We start from the raw sequence: 20219 nt of genomic DNA, 5'->3' as shown, positions 1-20219 counted from the left end.
AATTATAATTCCAACGTTATTAATGAATTAATGAAAAAAGGGGGGAGTTATATCAACTATTTAGTTATTAAATATTGGTTGTGTAATGTATAAATTTATTCGGCATTCATAACAAGTGTTATTATGAATTTTTGATTTTCGAATTGCAAAGGAATGGGTGACCCTCATGTTGGATTGACTAATGTCGCTGGCATGGTTGCAATAATATCCGCTTTTGCAATTGGCAACACAGGATTAGTATCAGCTATTTCTGGAATGAATATCTTAATCATCCTGTTGTACTCTCGCATTATTTTAAAAGAATCTTTTACTTGCCAAGAGTTTTTAGGATTAGCTACCGCTTTCATAGGGGTTATAGTACTGAGATTGAGCTATTAATAATTCCAGTTTTGAAGCTATTGAAAAGTAATCGTTAAATTAAGGTATATTAAAAACCTACTAATACTTATTTACGTATAAAAATATTAGTAGATTTTGTTCTTAATAAATTATCGGTATAGCTATCGGGAAATATTTTTAAAATATTTTAGCTGTTGTATTTAAATCATCAGGCGATAATCGATATATACGCATTGTGTCAACACAATAGGCTCCCATCTCTTGGTAAAATGCTATCGCAGAAGTGTTCCAGTCGAGACAGCCCCATTCAAGCATCTCACAGCCTCGCTCGATTGCAGTTTTTGACAAAAACTGCATTATAACCTTACCCAGGCCTTTTCCTCTTTTAGCATCATCAATTAAGAGGGCATCGATAAATAATCCTGAGCGTCCAGTAAAAGCAGAACTTTTCTCATGAAAATATGCGAAACCAACCGTTTGCCCATCATAAATCCCAAAGACAACCTCACCTTGCTTAGAGGTGAGGAGGCGCTCTATTCGTTCCGGTGTAGCTGTTATTGCATCTGTCATTTTTTGATAACTGCCTAATTTTTGCATAAAGTCGACTACCAACTCGGCATCCGAGGGCTTACCAATTCGGAGGTGGAACTTGGGTATTTTTGTAGAAATTTTTGTCATTGTTAAACCTACTGTAAATTCCTGAATCAAAGGGGAATGGTTGGTTAATCTTTCGTATCGATAGTCTTCATTTCTTTTTTTCAATGGTTCGTTAAGTGAAATCAAGATGGGCAGAAATAAAACTCATTCATTTCATAACATCTTTATTTCAGTAATAAATAACTAATGAGAAATAATTATTACCTAAAAGGGTAGTGTCATGTGATTTTTTTATAAGATAATCAGTGTCTTAATATGTAAATGGTGATACCTGTAACTATTAATATTAAACTTTAATCAAATAAAGCATTAGCAATATTGCTAATGCTTTATTTGAAAAATAGACATTTTTAAACATCGATACCTAGGCACAAGTATTTAATTTCTAAGTAATCTTCAATACCATATTTTGAACCTTCACGGCCATTTCCTGATTCTTTAATTCCACCAAAAGGTGCGACTTCAGTTGAAATAATACCTTCATTAATACCAATAATACCGTATTCTAATGCTTCACCTACTCGCCATATTCTACTATTGTCACTGCTGTAGAAGTATGCGGCTAAACCATAAGGAGTATCATTGGCCCGCTTAATAACATCTTCCTCATCGTTGAAACGAAAAACCGTTGCGACCGGGCCGAATAATTCTTGGTGAGCTATATCCATTTTTTCACTAATATTCGTTAGAATGGTCGGTTGATAATAAAGTTCACCAAAGCTTGCTACATGACCTCCTAAATGTAACTCTGTGCCTTGTGTTAAGGCATGCTCAACGATACTAGAAACTTTATCGATAGCCTTTTTATTGATCAGTGGACCTACTTCTGTTCCATCTATCAACCCACAACCTAATCGTAATTCACTAACTGCTTTTGTAAATTTATCCATAAACTGATCATAAATTGCATCATGCAGATACAAACGATTTGTACACACACAGGTTTGGCCTGCATTACGATACTTAGAGATAAGCGCGCCTTGCACAGCTTTATCAATGTCAGCATCATCAAAAACAATAAATGGAGCATTACCTCCCAACTCCATAGAAACTTTTTTTACTGTTTGAGACGCTTGCGCCAGTATGTGTTTACCTATTGCAGTTGAACCAGTGAAAGATACTTTTCGTACCAATGGATGAGTGCAAAGTACTTCGCCGACTATAGCTGGTTGCTTTGTTGTAACTATGTTAATTACACCTTTTGGAATACCGGCTTGCTCTGCGAGTTTTGCCATTGCTAATGCGCACAAAGGTGTATCTTCACCAGGTTTTACTATCACAGTACAGCCCGCCGCAAGTGCAGGGGCTACTTTACGAGTGATCATTGCAACAGGAAAATTCCACGGCGTAATCGCTGTCACGACACCAACTGGTTGTTTGATTGTCATGTAACGATTGCCAGGCATCGGTGCTGGAATATTATCACCGTAAGTTCGCTTGGCTTCTTCAGCAAACCATTCAACGAAAGATGCACCATATATTACCTCTCCATATGCTTCTTTATATGGTTTTCCCTGTTCAGATGTGAGTAATTTAGCTAGGTCATCTGCATGTTCGACTATTAAATTAAACCATGCTTTAAGCAATATAGAACGTTGCTTTCCAGTGGTTTTACGCCACTCAATCAAAGCATTATCAGCAGCAAGTACAGCCATTTCAGCATCTTCAATTGTCATATCGGGTACCGATGTTATGACTTCCCCAGTAGCTGGATTTTCGACATTCATCGTTGCGCCACTTTGTGCGCTGATCCACTTCCCATTGATATATGCAAGAGATTGAACTAATTGTAACTTCTTCATTTATTTCACCTATTAGACTAACTAGCTATTAAAAATTTGAATGTGCGTCACCTCTACTGAAAGTATTACTCGCTTCAAAGAATAACGTAACAAACTCATATACACTGGTACATCATAGTAATATTTGATCCATTAAATATATACGCACGTTTAAATCTGAAGTTTTATGGGTATGCAACAATGACAAAAATATCTTTTCCTGTTGGGCAGGTTGGTGATTATGAGATTAAGCAGCTAAAGATATTTAAAACAGTTGCTGATTGTGGTGGTTTTTCTGCTGCTGAAACCGAACTAAATATTAGTCGCTCAACGATAAGTATTCATATTTCAAATTTAGAATCTCGCCTACATTTGACTCTATGTCGCCGCGGTCGTGGTGGTTTTTCACTCTCAGAAGAAGGCCAAGTGGTTTATGATGCAACAGTTATACTATTGGCTGGGTTGGAGCACTTTCGAAACATTATTAATGGCCTAGATGATAATTTATCTGGCTCTTTGACAATCCTGTTTAGTGATACGATAAGTTTGGATCAACGAGCTGATATCCCCACTGTTTTCCGACACTTTTCCGAAGTGGCAAGTGATGTTTATTTGACTTCGGAAGTTGCTAAAATGGCTGAAATTGAACGTCAAGTGTTAAGCGAAGAAGCTGATATAGGTTTTATTCCTTATCATCGTAGCCTTGATGGTTTGGAGTACCAGGCTATTTTTACTGATAATTGCTATTTATATTGCAGTAATGAGTGCTCTCTATTTAGCATGTTTGATGATGAGATTAGTGACGATATTATCAACGCTTTCCCGGTAGTTTATGCTGGCATGAAGTCTCAGGAAAATGTTAATGGACACCTCTTAAACATGAATGTTAAAGCAACAGCGTATAACTACGATTCTCGCTTAGCCTTATTACTTTCTGGGCGTTATATTGGATTTTTACCTGAAAGCTACGCGCAGTCTTATGTCGATGCAGGGAAATTGAAATGTTTGGTAAAGGATCAACGTTTTTATCGTTCTAAAATTATGGCGATTACTAAAAAAACTAGTACCGTAAACCGTATTCGATCGTTGTTCATTAAAACATTAAGTGATTTTTACAACCGTGATATTTAAATAGTAAAACCATCAACTGGGGGACTTATACTTATGCTGATGGTTTTTAATTCATAAAAATACTTATTATTCTATCCTAAGTAAGCTTTATGAAGTAACTCTTAAATTACCTCCTCCCCTTGTTTTTTCATTATCTTTTCGCATATATAGTTGCCAATTGGAATTGCCGATGTTGCTGCTGGTGAAGGAGCATTACAAACATGTAAGCTGCGAGGGCTTTCTGCAAAGAGAAAATCATGCACTAAGCTACCGTCCTTTAATACTGCTTGAGCTCTTATCCCCGCTGGATAAGGTTGCAAATCAGCAAGTTCTATTTGGTTGCAGTATTTATTGACTAATTTCAAATAGCCTGGTTTCCACCATGAATTTTTAGTTTCAATCAATCCTGATTTTAAGTTGTTTTTAGTGACTTTCCAAAAACCTGAGAAACTCAGCATGTCTAGAATATCACGCAAATCAAGATTAATTTTTCCGTAACCTTCACGCTTCCAACCTTGTACTGCATTCGGACCTACTGTGACTGAGCCATCTATCATTCGCGTTAAATGGACGCCAAGAAATGGAAGTTCAGGATCTGGAATTGGATAAATTAGGTGATTGACAATTTTATTATGCTTTTTAGGTAGTTGATAGTATTCACCACGATAAGGAATAATTCGAAAATCGACATCAATATTTAACATGCGCGTAATTCGATCAGCCATTAATCCAGAGCAAGAAACAAGAAAACGACTGCTAATGTTAATATTTCCTGATTTATTTTCACAGGTTAAAGTGATGCCATCAATAGACTCTACTAAATTAATCAACTTAGTGTCTAGCATAACTGTACCACCAAGTTGCACAAATTCTTCAGCCATTTTTTCTGTTACCAAGGTATAATTTACTATACTGGTTGAATCTACGAAAATACCCCCAATACCTTGGATATTTGGTTCTTTTAGTTTCAATTCAGCTTGGTTTAATAATGTGACAGGGATTTCATTGTCTAAACAGCGTTGATAAAGTGCTTGCATACGTTGTAGTTCAATTTCATCAGTGGCGACTAATAACTTGCCACAATTTTCCACTGGAATATTGTGTTTTGTGCAAAACTCAGTAGTTGCTTTTACGCCTGCTTTACAGAATTTTGCTTTCATACTACCAGGTTGATAGTACACTCCAGCATGAATGACACCACTATTATGTCCAGTTTGATGACGCGATAATTGAGATTCTTTTTCCACTAATAAAATTGATTTTTCTGGATATCTTTGTTGCAGCTGCCATGCTGTTGATACACCAACAATACCACCACCGATGATGACATAATCATATATTGGATTCATTGTTTATTTCCTGTTTCTGAGTTTGTATTAACCTCAACGTTTATATCAAGTAATTTCATTGAGGTTATAGTCGCTAGTTGGTTACTCTGTTATTTATTTGTAAAGTGACCACGTTGTCGAAGTAATTCACGTTTTAAACCAGGATGAGAAATAAATTTGTCACGTCCATGTAACCAACAGTGGTTTTGTATAACCAACATTGCGCCTGTTTTTACGCGAACGTTAAAACAGTTAGTATCACTTTCTAAAGACTCCCCCATTTTGTATAAATATAAACCTTCCTGCATCCGTTGAGGGCAAGCAAACTGGTCGATAAATAACATGTGAGGCTTACCATTTTTATCTTCTTCAAAGAAAACTGGATGTTCAACTTGAGAATGGATGTTTTTACTTGGTGGTGTTGCCCAAACAATATCTTGTTTAGCGAGAGGGTGGTTGTAAAAATGCTCTAGATCTTCCCAATCATCGATATGAAGAAGCAAAGAGTCACCCATCTCCATATTTTTTTCGCTCATTTTCATCATTAATACAAAATCAGTACGTTCATCAACATAGGTTCCATCATTATGTAGTTCCATTCGGCGATGAGCCTGACGCAAGTAACTATCGCTGTTGTCATCATTTTCAACTGTAAATCGAGCGTAATACTTGCCATACATTGCATCAAAATTAGGCAGACCAATCAGATGAGAAATCGCTGTAGATAAGATAACAAAAAAATCACGTTGTTCATCGCTGTCAACAAAGTCAGCTTGTGCCGAATCATCCGCTTCTAATAAAAAAGCTGCTTTTGCTCGGTCTTGCATGATTTCGTTGAGTAATGTGCCCAATTCATGATTACAAACACGATCAAGTATATCTGCTGCAGCATAGCGTAAAAAAGGTTTGTACTCGATTGCTTGTAATCCCCATTCAGCAGTCTCTTCGATGAACTTTGTTAACGTTGCTTTTTCAATTGTTACTACTTGTAAGCGAGGATTCTCAGTATGCGGTCTAACTTGGAAACCTTGATAATAAGTGATGCTTTCCGTAGTCGTTAATGCAGTGTTCATAATCGATATCCTTCCTAAATTATAGTGTTAATGAATAAAGTGTCTCTACTCGATGTGAGACAGTTAACATGAGTTAACAAAACCTTAACAATTTAAATTGCATATTGATAATATATGATTGATATAGTTTTAATCACTTTTATTGATGATTGATTTTATGGCTACATAATTTATATGTGGATAGTGGTGAGATAGAGTTGCGAACTTATTAGCGATAGCACTTTAGAATTAAAACAGATAGGGACCTTGAATTATGGATTTTAAAAAACTGTATTATTTTACGGTGCTTGCTGAAACAGGAAATTTTACTAAAGCGGCAGAGAAGTTAGGAATAGCACAATCTGCTCTGAGTATGAGCATTCAAAAGTTAGAGAAACAGTTAGAACTTAAGTTAATTAATAGAGCTGAGCGTAAAATGAGTATTACCAGTGATGGGCAAATACTATTAACACATGCAGATAAAATTTTAGCTAATGTCGAACAAGCAAAAATACAACTACAAGAACTTAAAGGACTTGAGTTTGGCACTATTAATTTTGGTGTTTCCGCGATGATTGGCTCTTATTATTTACCAGAAACCTTAGCACTATTTAAACAACGTCACCCTGGAATACAAATTAACATTCATGAAGCAGGTACGGCGACGTTAGCCAAGATGCTGCTTGATGGTGAGTTAGATCTTGCGATGATTCGTGTCGACAGAAAAAATGAAAACATCCGTTGTATTACATTGGCTAAAGAGCAAATTGTTGCTTGTGTACCGCTAGATCATGAATTTTCTGACTATAAAAGTATTACTCTCGAACAGTTTTGTAACCAACCTTTGGTTTTATTTCGTGAAGGTTACTTTTTACGTGAAGCAGTTAGTAATTATTGTCAGCAGCATCGAATCACACCTGACATTCGCTTTGAAACTAACTTAATTGAACTATTAAAATCGCTAGTACGTAAAAAAATCGGTATCTCGACTTGTCTACCTATTATTTTAGCCGAAGATAGCGAGCTAATAACTATACCTTTTAATCCGAGTATTCCATTACATTTGGGGATCGGCTGGAAAGCAAGCCACTATCTATCTCAATCATCTCAAGCGCTGGTTACATTTTTGCAGCATGAGATGAAGGCCGAGAAGCCTAATGTTTGATAATTCTAAACCTTTATTTTTATTCTTGATGATTTTTTTTGATCGAATCACAGCTTAGTCTGATGTTATGCAATACACAATTTCATAACAATATGATCACACAATAACAACATCAATAAAGGACTAAGCAATGAATAAGAAAACTAACTACGACGCTTTCTGGATGCCATTTACAGCAAACCGTGATTTTAAGGCTAATCCTCGTATTATAAACCGTGCTAAAGGCATGCATTGTTATACGGATGATGGACGTGAATTGTTAGATGGAACAGCCGGATTGTGGTGTGTTAATGCTGGACATGGTCGTAAAGAGATCGGTGAAGCAATGGCTAAACAAGTTACTAATCTAGATTACAGTTCACCATTTAATTTTGGCCATGATATAGGTTTTGAATTTGCTGAACGCTTAGTTGAATTCACCCCCCCTGGTTTAAACAAGGTGTTCTTTACCAATTCAGGTTCAGAAGCTGTAGAAAGTGCAATGAAAATTGCTTTAGCTTACCAACAAGCAAAGGGTAATACCGGAAAATTCCGTTTTATTGGTAGAGAGCTTGGTTATCATGGTGTGAATTTTGGTGGGATATCTGTTGGTGGACTAGCACCAAATCGTAAAGGTTTTGGACCTTTATTACCTGCTGACCATATCGATCACACGTTGGATATATCTCGTAATGCTTTCAGTAAAGGTATACCTGAGTTTGGTGCTGAAAAAGCTGAACAATTAGAAACATTGGTGCAGTTTCATGGTGCAGATAGTATCGCGGCAGTTATTGTAGAGCCTATTTCTGGTGCGGGTGGTGTTATCTTACCACCAAAAGGTTACTTACGCCGATTACGAGAAATCTGTACAAAGCACGACATAGTTTTGATTTTTGATGAAGTAATCACGGGTTGGGGTCGTTTAGGATCGTCATTCGCTTCTAATTTATTCGATGTAATACCTGATTTGATCACCTCAGCAAAAGGTATTACAAGTGGTGTTGTTCCGTTAGGAGCCGTCTTTGCACAGGATGAGATTTATAACACCGTTGTTAATAATGCAGCAGAAGGTGCTGTTGAGTTTTATCACGGTTATACCTATTCAGCTCATCCTGTTGTCTGTGCCGCCGGGTTAGCAACAATGGATATTTATCAAAAAGAAGGTTTATTAGAGCGTGCAAGTGGTGAAATAGGTGATTATTTCCAAGAAGGCCTACATTCATTAAAAGGTATCTCTTCAATTATTGATATTCGTAATTATGGCTTGATTGGCGCAGTCCAATTTGCACAACCAAGTCATGGTAAGCCAATTGGTTTTGATATATTGAAAAAATGTTATGACCAAGGTGTACTAACTCGCAGTATGGGAAATACGATAGCACTTTCTCCACCATTAATTATCGAAAAGAGTCATGTTGATCAAATTGTAGATACGCTTGCCACTGTTGCAAAGTCTATCGAGATTTAAACCTTCAAGCTTTTGAATAATTAGAACATTACTCTACTATCCCTGCTTAATAGTGTTGGTGATTAGGGGCTTTGTTGTGTAGCATTTTTGTGACAAATAATAAGCATTTGAGCTGTATCAATAAGAAGTTTATTGTTTGATTTATTTCAAACTTTACTTGGTGAGTATCATATTTAAGTTTTTTAACATAAATGTAACAATTATTTTGGAATGGTAATTAAGGTTATGGATGAACCAATAATACTGTTCAGATTTGCACTGACTCAATTGGTCTAGTTGCTCAGTCAAGGAAATATTCGTTGTGAATATTTCCTTATCAGGAATAAATAATATAAAAGGAATAATAACTATGTCTAGTAACCTCTTTAGTAATCTATTAACGACTCGTTTAAAACGTTCTTTGGCTGGAACAATATTAACGTTGACAGCAACGTTAGGTGCAATTCCAACAGTGAGTGCAGCTGAATTTAATTGGCGCTTTGTAAACCTATATTCTCGCGGTACAGCTTATGGCGAAGTTTATAAAGACTTTGCTGAAAATATTGGCGTAATGTCGAATGGCAGAATAAAAGTTAAAATGATGTATGCAGGTGAAGGTGTTGGTCAAACTGGTGTACTGGGGTCAGTTAAGTCTGGCCTAATGACAATGGGAGCGCCTTTTCAACCTATGCATGCGGGTGAATTTCCTGCTGGTGTGGTAGAAGTCGGTTTACCTGGGACAACGAGTGATGTGGGTGAATTAAGTACTTTATTTCGTGAAAAAGGCTGGAGCGAAATATTAACAGAAGCTTATGATAAACAAGGGTTAGTTTGGTTAGAACCTTACGTTCAACTACCTGTTTATATTTTAACTAAAGAGCCTATTAACAGTATTGATGACTTTAAAGGTTTGAAAATTAGAGCGCCAGGTGCTTACGGCAAGTTTTTGAGAAAATTAGGCGCATCGCCAGCTTCTCTTTCTTGGAGCGAAATTTATACTAGCCTTGCAACAGGTGTTATTGATGGTTCAATCGGTAGTAATATCATTGACCATAGAGATGGTAATCACGCTGAGGTAGCAAAATATATGTATCGCCTACCAATTGCTGGTGCACAAGTTCTACCTATCGTTGTAAATAAACGTGAATGGAATAAATTACCAAAAGATTTACAAGCGATTGTACGAAGTGCAAGTGAGTCACACGCGCTTGAGCAGATGACTAAATCTCGCATATGGGAATCTAAAGCGATTGCAGACATGGAAGCACAGGGTATGAAGTGGAGCCCAGAACCAACTAAGGCAGACATTGAAACGTGGAACACAACTGCAAACTCATTATGGTCTGAATATGCGAACTCAGATAAATATAGCAGTCAACTAGTTAAAATATTACAACAATAATGGACAAGCTAATCAAGGTATTTATACGCCTTGATTAGTTCCTAAGTGCATGATTCCAAAGAAGGTAGTCAGTTACATACTGTATGGTTTAGTGCTGTAAACAAGGATGATTATTATGTTTAAAACGATACTAAAGTATTTATGTTTAGCCATTAATAAAGTCGTTTATTTTATCGGCTTTTCAGCATCATTATTAATGCCATTGTTAGCGCTAACTGTCGCTTTCGAAGTTTTCTCTCGTTATGTACTCAATAGTCCAACTATTTGGGCTTATGACGTATCTTTGTTTTTATTTGGTTATATTGCAGCTTTAGGTGGTGCATTAGCACAGCAGAAAAAAGCACATATCAACGTTGATGTTATTTACTTATCATTATCCGCTCGTATGAAATCAGGCTTTAACCTATTGTCGTACAGTTTAGCTATTTATTTTCTATCTGTAGTGATTCTGGTGAGTTTAGGGAAATACGAGGAAGCAATTGAATTCAACTACCGTCGACAATCTGAATGGGCCCCTTCTATGGCGCACTTCTGGATCATGATGACCGTTGCATGTAGCGTATTCATACTGCAATACATCAGTGATTTATTACAAGATGTTTTCTTCATATTTACCAGTGAAGCGTTGTTGGAATCGGAAGACGAAAAGCAACAAGCGTTAGCAATTGCGAATGGTGATGAAAATATCGAGTCTGTCGAAAATAAATTAAAAAAAGTTGAACAATTATGAGTATTGGCGTTTTAACACTGTTGTTAATTGGTTTGATTTTAGCCTGCTTTTCATTTGGCGCTCCCGTTGGATTAGCGTTAGGTGGAATCGCAATGGGAGTAGGTTATTTAACGTGGGGAGAAGGTATTTACAACCTCATTCCAACCACTCTTGAAAGTACCTTTTTTAGCTTTGTTTTATTGGCAATTCCTTTATACATTTATATGGGACAATTATTAACACGCTCGGGTATTGGTGACGCAATGTTTAATGCCAGTCAGATGTTCCTTGGTCGTATTCGAGGCTCACTGGCAATTAGTGTTATTGGTGTCTGTTCTATGATTGGCGCGATGGTGGGGATTATCGGCGCGGGTATCATGACGTCCGGCAGCATTGCGCTAAGGCCAATGTTAGAGCGTGGATATGATAAACGCTTAGCGTTGGGGGTCATTATGGCAGGCGGTGGTCTAGGTATTTTGATCCCACCAAGTATTCCAATGATCATGTACGCAGCTTCAACTCAAAACTCTGTTGGCCGTATGTTTATTGCTGCACTGATACCTGCATTGATATCTATTACAGTATTAGTTTCATATGTCATTATTTCTTGTAAGCTAAAGCCTGAAAAAGCCCCTATGAATACGGGGGCTGAGAAAAAAATGAGCCCCAAAGAGAAAGTGAAGACGGCGCGTGATGGCATATTTGCTCTGCTACTTATCTTTGCTGTACTGGGGAGTATTATTACGGGTATTGCTACCCCAACAGAATCTGGTGCGATTGGTGTTGTTGGCGCAATTATGTTGGCAATAGTTTTTAAACGTTTTCGTTTTCAGATGTTTAAGTCAGCAGGTTTCGAAACCGCTATGCTAGTCAGTGTTTCGATGTGGATCATTTTAGGAGCTTCATTATTTAGTAATTTCCACATGCTCAGCGGTGTTCAAGATATGGTTCAAGATCTTGTGACGGATATCACGCAGAAGTTTGATCTCCCACCAATAGCTATCATTATCATAATGCAAATTACCATGTTATTACTCGGGTTTATTATTGATGAACTCATTATAGTTTTAATGTGTGCACCACTATTTGCACCAATTGTAGTGGGGCTTGGATATGATCCTATTTGGTTTGGTATTTTGATGATCTTAAATATAGAGATTGCAGTGCAGACGCCTCCTTATGGGTTCGCGCTATTCTATCTAAAAGGCATTGCGCCGCCTGGCATTAGCATGATGGATATTTACCGTTCGGTTGCACCGTTTATTTTATTGAAGTTGATGGTCTTAATTTTGTGTATGGTATTTCCCGAAATCGTTTTGTGGTTACCGAATAAATTAATGGGAGATGGTTAAATGAGTTTGAAACATATATTAATGCCAGTCGATTTAGCATTCAATAAACTGGCTGAAAAAGAAGTTACAATGGCGCTTAAATTACTTGCTGATGATGGAGTGATTGACATGTTATTCGTTGATGACACAGCAAGTCACAGACGCATGGCTTTAACCGCCGTAAGTGACCGTCTTACCGAGAAACATAATGCAACTGAACTTGCACTGAAAACTATGTTTCATGCAACCATTCCAGAACGGCATAGAGGGCGTTGTATTGTTCGTACTGGAACGGTGTTTGATGAGGTTGTATCACTGGCAAAAAAAATTAATGCAGATGCCATTGTTATGGCATCTGCTAAGCCTAAATTTAGGTCATATTTATTAGGATCTAATGCAGCAAAAATAGTTCGTCATGCACCTTGTTCGGTTTTTGTCGTGAGATAATTGAAGTTGTGAGCATTTAATTAAGTCTATTTATGTGTGATTTTTTCATCTTTTCACCTCAATTCTGCTATTTATTTAAAACACTTTAATGCGTATAAAAAAGCAAATAATTACACTTTTATGCGCATTAAAGTGTAATTAACTGCTTATCTAAGAATCTTAAATTAGATTGTTTATTGAAATTTTAGTTTTTTGATTCAGTTGTTGGTTATTATTATGGGAGAATTTTTGTTTATTATGGCTTTTTTGGTAAGAGTAGGTGACTCTACGATGTCATTAAATGGCGTTTTTAAGTAATCATTTTCTGTTATAATTATTCTTTTAAAATGTCAGTTGAAGGTTAGTAGCAATCACTTCTTTAATGTGAACGGTATAACACTCTTATTTGGCTTAATGATCTTCCTTTATTTTATTCTTGGTGTTTTATGCAAAATTTCCCTACAAACCGCTTTTCTATTGCTCCGATGCTTGATTGGACTGATCAATATTGTCGTTATTTCCATCGTTTAATGAGTAAAAATACATTGTTATACAGTGAGATGGTCACGACAGGTGCTATTTTGTATGGGAAAGGGGATTATTTACAAAAAGATGCTGCTGAACATCCAGTAAGTTTGCAGTTAGGTGGTTCAGCGCCATTAGATTTAGCACAAGCTGCCAAAGCGGGTGCTGACCGTGGATTCGATGAAATAAACTTGAATGTAGGCTGTCCCTCTGACCGAGTACAAAATGGTCGTTTTGGTGCGTGTTTAATGGCCGAAGGTGCATTAGTTGGTGATGCAGTAAAAGCGATGAAGGATGCCAGTGGTTTGCCTGTGACGGTTAAAACACGGATTGGTATTGATGAGTTAGATTCTTATGAATTTTTATGTGACTTTGTAGAAAAAGTAAAAGCACAAGGTTGTGATACTTTTATTATTCATGCCCGTAAAGCTTGGTTAAGTGGTTTAAGCCCAAAGCAAAATCGTGATGTACCACCTTTAGATTATGAACGTGTGTATCAATTAAAGCGTGATTTTCCTGAATTAACGATTGCCATTAATGGCGGTATTAAAACGTTATCCGATTGTGAAACTCATTTGCAGCATTTAGATGGAGTGATGTTAGGAAGAGAGGTTTATGCTAATCCGTATATCTTAAGTGCGGTTGATCAGCAGTTATTTGGATGTGACAAAGTACCATTAACTCGTTTTGAAGTTTTAGAAAAAATGTACCCTTATATTGAATCTCAGTTAAGCCAAGGTGTACACTTGAACCGTGTCGCTCGACATATGTTAGGCTTGTTTCAAGGTTTACCGGGTGCACGAGCATGGCGTCGTCATTTAAGTGAAAATGGTCATATACCGGGCTCTGGTATTGAGGTCATGCAAAAAGCAGCATCATTTGTGATTGAAGATTAAGATCTACTTGTTAGCGAAGGTGAGGTAATAGGATGAAAAAATTATATTTACTGTTTGCTATAATTGGTATTCAGTTGGCTCTCTATGGTTGTAGCTCACAAACGACAACCGATGCAACAGCGCAAACAACAAGTAACACACAGCGTTTGATGATTGTTAGCAGTGGTAATCCCCCTGACGTATTGCCCGCATTTACTACTTATACTTGGAGCGACCAATATAATCAGGTGTTGTCAGGTGTTGCGGGACAAAATCAGCAGCAGCTGAAAGGTTATATTCGCAACCAAATAACCACTTATTTGAGTAGTAAAGGATATCAATATCGTGCGGATCCTAAACAAGCTGATATAGTTGTTGGATTTTTATTTGCGCTAGAAGATGATATTGCGGACCAAACCATTCAGCAACGCTTTGGACTGCTACCAGGTTTAACACGTAGTAATGTTAATGATCCTCGTTATGAAAAAGGGTCTCTATTACTAGCTGCGTTAGATAACCAAGAAAAAACCGTTTATTGGCGCTCTGCTGTGCAAGGTTTTGTCGATTTAGAACAAGATCGAATGGAATCCGGCTCGGTACGCATGCAATATATTCTGAGTATGATGCTAGGTGGTTTCCCACAAGCGGGTAAATAGGCGGGAAAGTAATAAGGCAAGACAGTACATACATTGTATTGCTGAAATTACACATAGCAAATATGTCTTGGTTGCCATTCAATGTGCAAATGATGAATGGCAACGGATAACGGATACAGTCCAGTAATCTATTTAATGCTGCTTACTGTTAACCAATTACTGTTAACAAAGAGACTTGCTTGCAATATGGTTATTGATTGTATAACCACTGTCTGAGAAAAAGGCCTGAGTTGCTAGGTACTGATCTTCTAATACTTCTTTTAAGTTATATTCAATTTGTGTAATTCCTTCCGCTTTAATCACTTTTTCAATTTGCTTCAATAAATTCTTACCAACGCCACGTCGACGAGTTAGATCTCTAATAGATAATTGAGAAAATATAGCTGTTGTACCTTGGGTTTTTACATTTACAGCACCGATATGGCGCTCATTAAACATTGTTACGTATAACTTGGTATCCGCTTGTGCTAATTGCTCTTTAATGGCTTGTTCGGTTAAAGCTGCCGGTGGAAGGTGGCCTGCATAGATTTTCTGTAAATCTATTAATAATTGATTTGATAGAGTGTCGGCAATGAAAACGGATAGGCGCATACAGGTCTCACTATTAGGTTGTTGGTTATGTTATTAGTTATGTTATTCATTATGTAGTGGAAAGTTAACGCTACGGGTGTCTGAATAAATATGATTTTGTTGATAATATTGTACTTTTTTAAGCAATAAAATCACACGTTCTTTTAATGGAATTAATTGTCTTAAGGGGACTAATTGGTAATCTTGCTCAGGTAAAGCTAAGCGTTGTGATAAGTATTGTAAGGTTTCAGGGTAAGGGTGCGCAATAAGAATGGTATAAGGTGAGTGCATACTATGTTCGATTGCTGTCTTAAATTGCTTTTCCATGGCCGCTTGTGTACGTACATTGTCTAGGAATATGTGACGTCTTAAAGCTGGTAGTCCGGCGGTCAATGCTGCGGTCTGTGCAACGCTTTGAGCACTGGTAAAGCTATCAACAAAAAACAATCCCTGTTGAAATAACATTTCCATAGTCCACTGCATTGCTGTTAGATTCTCGGTGAGTTGACTACCCATATGATTATTAGCACCAACGGCATAGGGGATGACCTTTAAGGAATCGATTAATTGTTGTTGGTGAGTTTGCTTGTCCATCTCTTCGGTCAACGCACCTTTGCCTAATAAATGGTTATGGCTGTGTGCCTGCATCGGAATGTGTAATAGTACTTCACGATGTTGCTGGTGGGCAGCTCGAGCAAGGCTTTTAGCGTAAGGTGTGAATGGAAGAATAGAAAAAATTACATTTTTAGGTAACTTTAAAAATGCTTGGTTATTCTTATTATTACCAATGTCATCAATGATAATAACGAGCTTACCGATTGCTAAGGCATTGGTTGCGTTGCTAAAGAGCCAAGTATAAAGTAATAATCTACCTGTTTTATTTAGAAAGGTGAGTAGCATATTACTTACTTCTTGTTAACCAGCGTAATGGATCTTCTGCTTTACCTTTGTGGCTTAATTCAAAATATAAGCTGTTTCTATCTTGTCCACCACTGTGTCCTGCTAGCGCGATTGCATCACCTTGAAAGACCACATCCCCTGCTTTTTGCAACAATGTTTCATTGTATCCGTATAGGGTAATATAGTTATCACTATGGTCGAGCGCGATCACCATGCCGTAGCCTTTAAAATATCCTGCAAATAGAACCCGTCCTGTAGCCACGGCTCTTACTTTTTCGCCCTCATTTGCGGCGATAGCAATGCCTTTCCAGGTAACTTGGCTGCTACGAGCGCTTCCAAATCGGTGTAATACTTTACCTTGAATAGGCCAGGGTAATTTACCTTTGAGACCTGCAAGCTTAGAGTTGTTTTTTGCTTTGTTTCTCGCTGCAGCTTCTGCTTGTGTTATTTTTTCTCGTTCCTGTGCAGCTTGTGCCTGCGCCTTTGCTCTATTCTTACGTTCCTGTGCTGCTTTGGCTTTAGCTGCTGCGAGCTGTCTTTTTTTACGGTCTTCTGCTGCTTTTTTAATGCGTGCTCGTAAAGCTTTTTCAGAGTTTGCTAATTCCGCTATTTTTGCATTTTGATAGTTAATATCTTGTTTTAATTCACGTAGTGCTTGATCACGTTTTGATCGCTGATTATTTACCGTGGCTTGAGTTTGTTTCTGTTCTTGATACAGACTCTCTAGGGAAGTTAGTGCTGCAGCTTGTTGGCTGGCGTTTTTGTCGAGTTTTTGTTGCGTTGAGTGTAAGGCTTCAATACTTTCTAAGCGGGCTTCATTTAAATAATAGTAATAGCTTTTGGCGCGAATGACTTTGCTCAGATCCTCTTGATTTAGCATTAATTTAATGAGGTCATTTTGCCCAGTCATATAAGCACTAATGAGTTGCTGTTCTAATAATGTTTGTTGCTTCTTTTTGTCGTCTTCTAGTTGCTTCGTTTCTTGCTGCAAGGTGATTAATGCATTGCGTTTGTCATCAATCATTTTTTTGGTTTGATTAACCTGTAAAGATGCCTTGGCAATTGCTTGGTCACTTGCTGAAAGTTGCTCTTCAAGCTGCTGTTGTTGTTTTTGTTGTTCTGATTTTGTTTGTTTGCTTTGCTTGATCTGACGTTGTAAATTATTAAGGTCTGCTGCTGAAATTTGATGGCTAAAAAGAATAGCAACGAGAAAAGGAATGCATAGTAATTGTTTTAAAGGCCCTCGTTGATTGGAATAAAATAGATTTAGCATCACTGTTGGTATCGACCTTATAAACTGATTAGTATTATTGATAAATCTCTCAATCAGATAATACCTACAATTCTTTTGTATGTTGAGTAAAAAAACAATTACTGAAGGTTTACATGGTATTTTATTCGATTAAATAAGAATTTATGCGAATTAAGTGGATATTGCTTGGACGATATAACTGATTTTTAGGAAGAAATCAGGTGCGCCATAAGAGTCTGACGCACCAGAGTATAAACTTACTTAACAGTAATTAAAGGTTTACCTGTCATTTCATTTGGTATTTCCATGTTCATCAATGACAACATAGTTGGTGCAATATCACACAGACGACCGCCTTCAGCGATAGTTGCTTCACGACCCACATAGATAAACGGTACCGGTAAATTAGTATGTGCGGTATGAATACCACCTGTATCTGGGTCAATCATTTGTTCTGCATTACCATGATCAGCGGTAATTAAACATTCGCCGCCCACTTCTTTTAATGCGCCTACAATCTGACCAATACAAGCATCGACTGCTTCACAGGCTTTAACTGCCGCGTCATAAACACCAGTGTGTCCAACCATATCACCGTTCGGGTAGTTACAGATGATCACATCGTATTCGCTGCTTTTGATTGCGCTTACTAATTTTTCAGTTAATTCTGCAGAACTCATTTCTGGTTGCATATCGTAGGTAGCAACCGCTGGAGAGCTAATCAATGTGCGATGTTCACCTGGGAATTCATCTTCAACACCACCGTTAAAGAAGAAAGTCACATGCGCGTATTTTTCAGTTTCTGAAATACGTAATTGTGTTTTGTCTTTTTTCGCTAACCACTCACCTAACGTATTCGTTAGCTCTTCGCTTGGGTAAGCAGCTGGTGCTTTAATATCTGCTGCGAACTCTGTCAACGTCACAAAGTGAACGTTTGGTATTACTGCACGTTCAAAACCAGTGAAATTTGGATCAGTGAAAGTATAGGTTATCTCACGTGCACGGTCGGCGCGGAAGTTTAAGAATAAAACTGCATCACCGTCAGAAATAGGTGTGGCTTCGCCAATCACAGTTGCTTTTACAAACTCATCATTTTCATCACGAGCATAAGCATTTTCAAGGCCTACTAATGCGCTGTCGGCTGTGTATTCTGATTTTGCTTCAGTAAGCAGGCTATAAGCTTGCTCTACACGATCCCAACGATTGTCACGGTCCATTGCAAAATAACGGCCCACTAAAGAAACAGTACGACCAACGGCAACTTCTTTATATTTATCTTCAAATTTTGCTAATGTACCTGCTGCACTGCGTGGCGGAGTATCACGACCATCTAAGAAAGCATGAACGTAAACTTTTTTTGCACCACGTCTTGCTGCTAGTTCAATGGCTGCAACAATATGGTCTTCGTGAGAGTGAACGCCACCTGGTGAAGCAAGACCCATAATATGAACAGCTTTATCTGCTGCAACTGCTTTATCAACTGCGGCAACAAAATTTGCATTTTCATAGAAATCGCCATCGGCGATAGATTTAGTCACTTTGGTTAGGTTTTGGTAAACAGTACGTCCTGCACCAATATTAGTATGACCTACTTCTGAGTTACCCATTTGTCCATCAGGTAAACCTACATCCATGCCCGATGCCGAAATAAGCGTATTGGCATAGTCTTTACATAATTGGTCTAGAACAGGTGTGTTAGCATTTGACACTGCATTATCTGGCATATCTGGGCGGTAGCCCCAACCGTCTAAAATCAATAGTACTAATGGTTTCTTAGGAGTTGTCATATCAAACCTCTTTAATGATTAAATTATCTACAAGGGATTTTACAACATTTGTGTAGCTTGTCACTGAAAAAGCCTAGTGTTAGATCAAAGCAAGTTGAAAAAAGCATAAAAAAGCTATTTTCATTTATTAATCTAAATCTCAAGGCTGATATTCTGTTTTCCACAGGGTATACTCATGCTGAAATTTATCCTTACAGAAGAAGAAACAAGTTATGCAAGAGTATATTGATTTTATTACCAACAATCCGATGTTAGCTGCTGCATGGGTAGCGATTGCCGCAATGTTAATCTACAGTGTTGTAAAAGATAAACTAAGCAAGATAAACAATATCAATCCACAGCAAGCAACGCAATTAATCAACAAGCAAGATGCGATAGTCGTTGATATTCGAACTGCTGATGAGTTTAAAAAAGGCCATATCGTTAACGCAAAAAATATAACTCCGTCACAGATTCAAGAAGGAAAGTTCGCAGCTATTGAAAATAATAAGCAGACCCCCATTATAGTCGTGTGTGCATCAGGTACTCGCTCTGCAGCTGCTGGTGAGAAGCTAGCAAAAGCTGGTTTTGAGCAAGTAAATAACCTATTTTCAGGTATGAGCGGCTGGACCTCTGCAAATTTACCAACAACTAAGAAGTAATTATGGCTACTATCACTATCTACACCACTCCATATTGCCCATATTGTGTTCGTGCAAAACAATTGTTGGACAATAAAGAAGTAACCTATCAAGAAATTGATGTGTCTGACCGTTCTCTTCGTCCGAATATGACAAAATTGACTGGTGGAACAACGGTTCCACAAATTGTTATAGACGGCAAGGCAATAGGCGGTTGTGACGAGTTGTATGCATTAGAACGCGCACACCAACTTGATGAATTGTTAAGTTAATACGAATAAATAATTTTTAAGGATTAAGGAAAGATC

Annotated in this window: 20 protein-coding genes; 12 read left to right on the top strand and 8 right to left on the bottom strand. The window is 37.6% G+C overall.

Annotated elements, in window-relative coordinates:
* The first annotated feature begins 219 nt into the window (after nucleotides 1-219).
* Nucleotides 220-378: a hypothetical protein gene (locus MT390_RS13680; RefSeq protein WP_499441764.1), complete on the top strand. Its 159-nt coding sequence runs from the start codon at nucleotides 220-222 to the stop codon at nucleotides 376-378.
* Nucleotides 379-516: 138 nt separating this feature from the next.
* On the opposite strand, the gene MT390_RS13675 is transcribed toward MT390_RS13680, so the two are convergent.
* Nucleotides 517-1017 carry a GNAT family N-acetyltransferase gene (locus MT390_RS13675; RefSeq protein WP_299667552.1) on the bottom strand — a complete coding sequence of 167 codons (501 nt, stop codon included), beginning with the start codon at nucleotides 1015-1017 and terminating at the stop codon, nucleotides 517-519.
* A gap of 329 nt (nucleotides 1018-1346) precedes the next feature.
* On the bottom strand, nucleotides 1347-2798 hold the full coding sequence (locus MT390_RS13670; RefSeq protein ID WP_499441670.1) for an NAD-dependent succinate-semialdehyde dehydrogenase: 1452 nt from the start codon (nucleotides 2796-2798) through the stop codon (nucleotides 1347-1349).
* Between the two features lie 180 nt (nucleotides 2799-2978).
* Between MT390_RS13670 and MT390_RS13665 the strand changes: the two genes are divergently transcribed.
* Nucleotides 2979-3908, top strand: a complete 930-nt coding sequence (locus MT390_RS13665) for a LysR family transcriptional regulator (RefSeq protein WP_499441669.1) — start codon at nucleotides 2979-2981, stop codon at nucleotides 3906-3908.
* Nucleotides 3909-4009: 101 nt separating this feature from the next.
* Here MT390_RS13665 and lhgO read toward each other — a convergent pair whose 3' ends face one another.
* Together lhgO and glaH are read right to left on the bottom strand one after the other, a co-directional pair.
* On the bottom strand, nucleotides 4010-5236 hold the full coding sequence (gene lhgO, locus MT390_RS13660) for an L-2-hydroxyglutarate oxidase (protein WP_499441667.1): 1227 nt from the start codon (nucleotides 5234-5236) through the stop codon (nucleotides 4010-4012).
* Nucleotides 5237-5325: 89 nt separating this feature from the next.
* A complete protein-coding gene (gene glaH / locus MT390_RS13655; protein ID WP_499441666.1) occupies nucleotides 5326-6288 on the bottom strand; it encodes a glutarate dioxygenase GlaH in 963 nt (320 codons plus the stop codon).
* A gap of 253 nt (nucleotides 6289-6541) precedes the next feature.
* On the opposite strand from glaH, the gene MT390_RS13650 reads away from it, so the two are divergent.
* The 8 genes from MT390_RS13650 (at nucleotide 6542) to MT390_RS13615 (ending at nucleotide 14782) form a co-directional block, all read left to right on the top strand.
* Nucleotides 6542-7432, top strand: a complete 891-nt coding sequence (locus MT390_RS13650) for a LysR family transcriptional regulator (protein ID WP_299667567.1) — start codon at nucleotides 6542-6544, stop codon at nucleotides 7430-7432.
* Between the two features lie 130 nt (nucleotides 7433-7562).
* Nucleotides 7563-8879 carry an omega-aminotransferase AptA gene (aptA, locus tag MT390_RS13645; protein WP_299667570.1) on the top strand — a complete coding sequence of 439 codons (1317 nt, stop codon included), beginning with the start codon at nucleotides 7563-7565 and terminating at the stop codon, nucleotides 8877-8879.
* A 349-nt stretch (nucleotides 8880-9228) separates the two neighbouring features.
* Nucleotides 9229-10260, top strand: a complete 1032-nt coding sequence (locus MT390_RS13640; RefSeq protein WP_499441663.1) for a TRAP transporter substrate-binding protein — start codon at nucleotides 9229-9231, stop codon at nucleotides 10258-10260.
* A gap of 115 nt (nucleotides 10261-10375) precedes the next feature.
* Nucleotides 10376-10990, top strand: a complete 615-nt coding sequence (locus MT390_RS13635) for a TRAP transporter small permease subunit (protein ID WP_499441662.1) — start codon at nucleotides 10376-10378, stop codon at nucleotides 10988-10990.
* Nucleotides 10987-12321, top strand: a complete 1335-nt coding sequence (locus MT390_RS13630) for a TRAP transporter large permease (protein WP_499441660.1) — start codon at nucleotides 10987-10989, stop codon at nucleotides 12319-12321. Before MT390_RS13635 ends, MT390_RS13630 begins: the two co-directional genes overlap by 4 nt.
* On the top strand, nucleotides 12322-12747 hold the full coding sequence (locus MT390_RS13625) for a universal stress protein (RefSeq protein WP_499441658.1): 426 nt from the start codon (nucleotides 12322-12324) through the stop codon (nucleotides 12745-12747).
* 425 nt (nucleotides 12748-13172) lie between these two features.
* Complete coding sequence (gene dusA, locus MT390_RS13620) at nucleotides 13173-14147, top strand: tRNA dihydrouridine(20/20a) synthase DusA (RefSeq protein ID WP_499441656.1); 975 nt, start codon at nucleotides 13173-13175, stop codon at nucleotides 14145-14147.
* Between the two features lie 32 nt (nucleotides 14148-14179).
* Entirely contained in the window at nucleotides 14180-14782 is a 603-nt protein-coding gene (locus MT390_RS13615) for a DUF4136 domain-containing protein (RefSeq protein ID WP_299667588.1), read from the top strand.
* A 162-nt stretch (nucleotides 14783-14944) separates the two neighbouring features.
* Here MT390_RS13615 and panM read toward each other — a convergent pair whose 3' ends face one another.
* The 4 genes from panM to gpmM all read right to left on the bottom strand — a co-directional run bounded on the left by panM (nucleotide 14945) and on the right by gpmM (nucleotide 19291).
* The gene (panM, locus tag MT390_RS13610) at nucleotides 14945-15373 is read right to left on the bottom strand and encodes an aspartate 1-decarboxylase autocleavage activator PanM (RefSeq protein ID WP_499441653.1); all 429 of its coding nucleotides are present in this window, start codon (nucleotides 15371-15373) and stop codon (nucleotides 14945-14947) included.
* A gap of 42 nt (nucleotides 15374-15415) precedes the next feature.
* A complete protein-coding gene (locus MT390_RS13605) occupies nucleotides 15416-16252 on the bottom strand; it encodes a divergent polysaccharide deacetylase family protein (RefSeq protein WP_499441652.1) in 837 nt (278 codons plus the stop codon).
* 1 nt (nucleotide 16253) lies between these two features.
* Nucleotides 16254-17525 carry a murein hydrolase activator EnvC family protein gene (locus MT390_RS13600; protein ID WP_499441763.1) on the bottom strand — a complete coding sequence of 424 codons (1272 nt, stop codon included), beginning with the start codon at nucleotides 17523-17525 and terminating at the stop codon, nucleotides 16254-16256.
* A 236-nt stretch (nucleotides 17526-17761) separates the two neighbouring features.
* Nucleotides 17762-19291, bottom strand: coding sequence for a 2,3-bisphosphoglycerate-independent phosphoglycerate mutase (gene gpmM / locus MT390_RS13595; protein WP_499441651.1), 1530 nt, complete (start codon nucleotides 19289-19291; stop codon nucleotides 17762-17764).
* A gap of 212 nt (nucleotides 19292-19503) precedes the next feature.
* Between gpmM and MT390_RS13590 the strand changes: the two genes are divergently transcribed.
* Together MT390_RS13590 and grxC are read left to right on the top strand one after the other, a co-directional pair.
* Nucleotides 19504-19932 carry a rhodanese-like domain-containing protein gene (locus MT390_RS13590; RefSeq protein ID WP_166372123.1) on the top strand — a complete coding sequence of 143 codons (429 nt, stop codon included), beginning with the start codon at nucleotides 19504-19506 and terminating at the stop codon, nucleotides 19930-19932.
* A gap of 2 nt (nucleotides 19933-19934) precedes the next feature.
* Nucleotides 19935-20183: a glutaredoxin 3 gene (grxC, locus tag MT390_RS13585; RefSeq protein WP_166372124.1), complete on the top strand. Its 249-nt coding sequence runs from the start codon at nucleotides 19935-19937 to the stop codon at nucleotides 20181-20183.
* The last annotated feature ends 36 nt before the right edge of the window (nucleotides 20184-20219 follow it).

Source organism: Vibrio sp. 2-Bac 85, from assembly GCF_037546705.1.
GTDB lineage: Bacteria > Pseudomonadota > Gammaproteobacteria > Enterobacterales > Psychromonadaceae > Psychromonas.
Note: the sequence above shows the minus strand (reverse complement) of the source record. Positions and strands in the feature narration are given on the sequence as shown.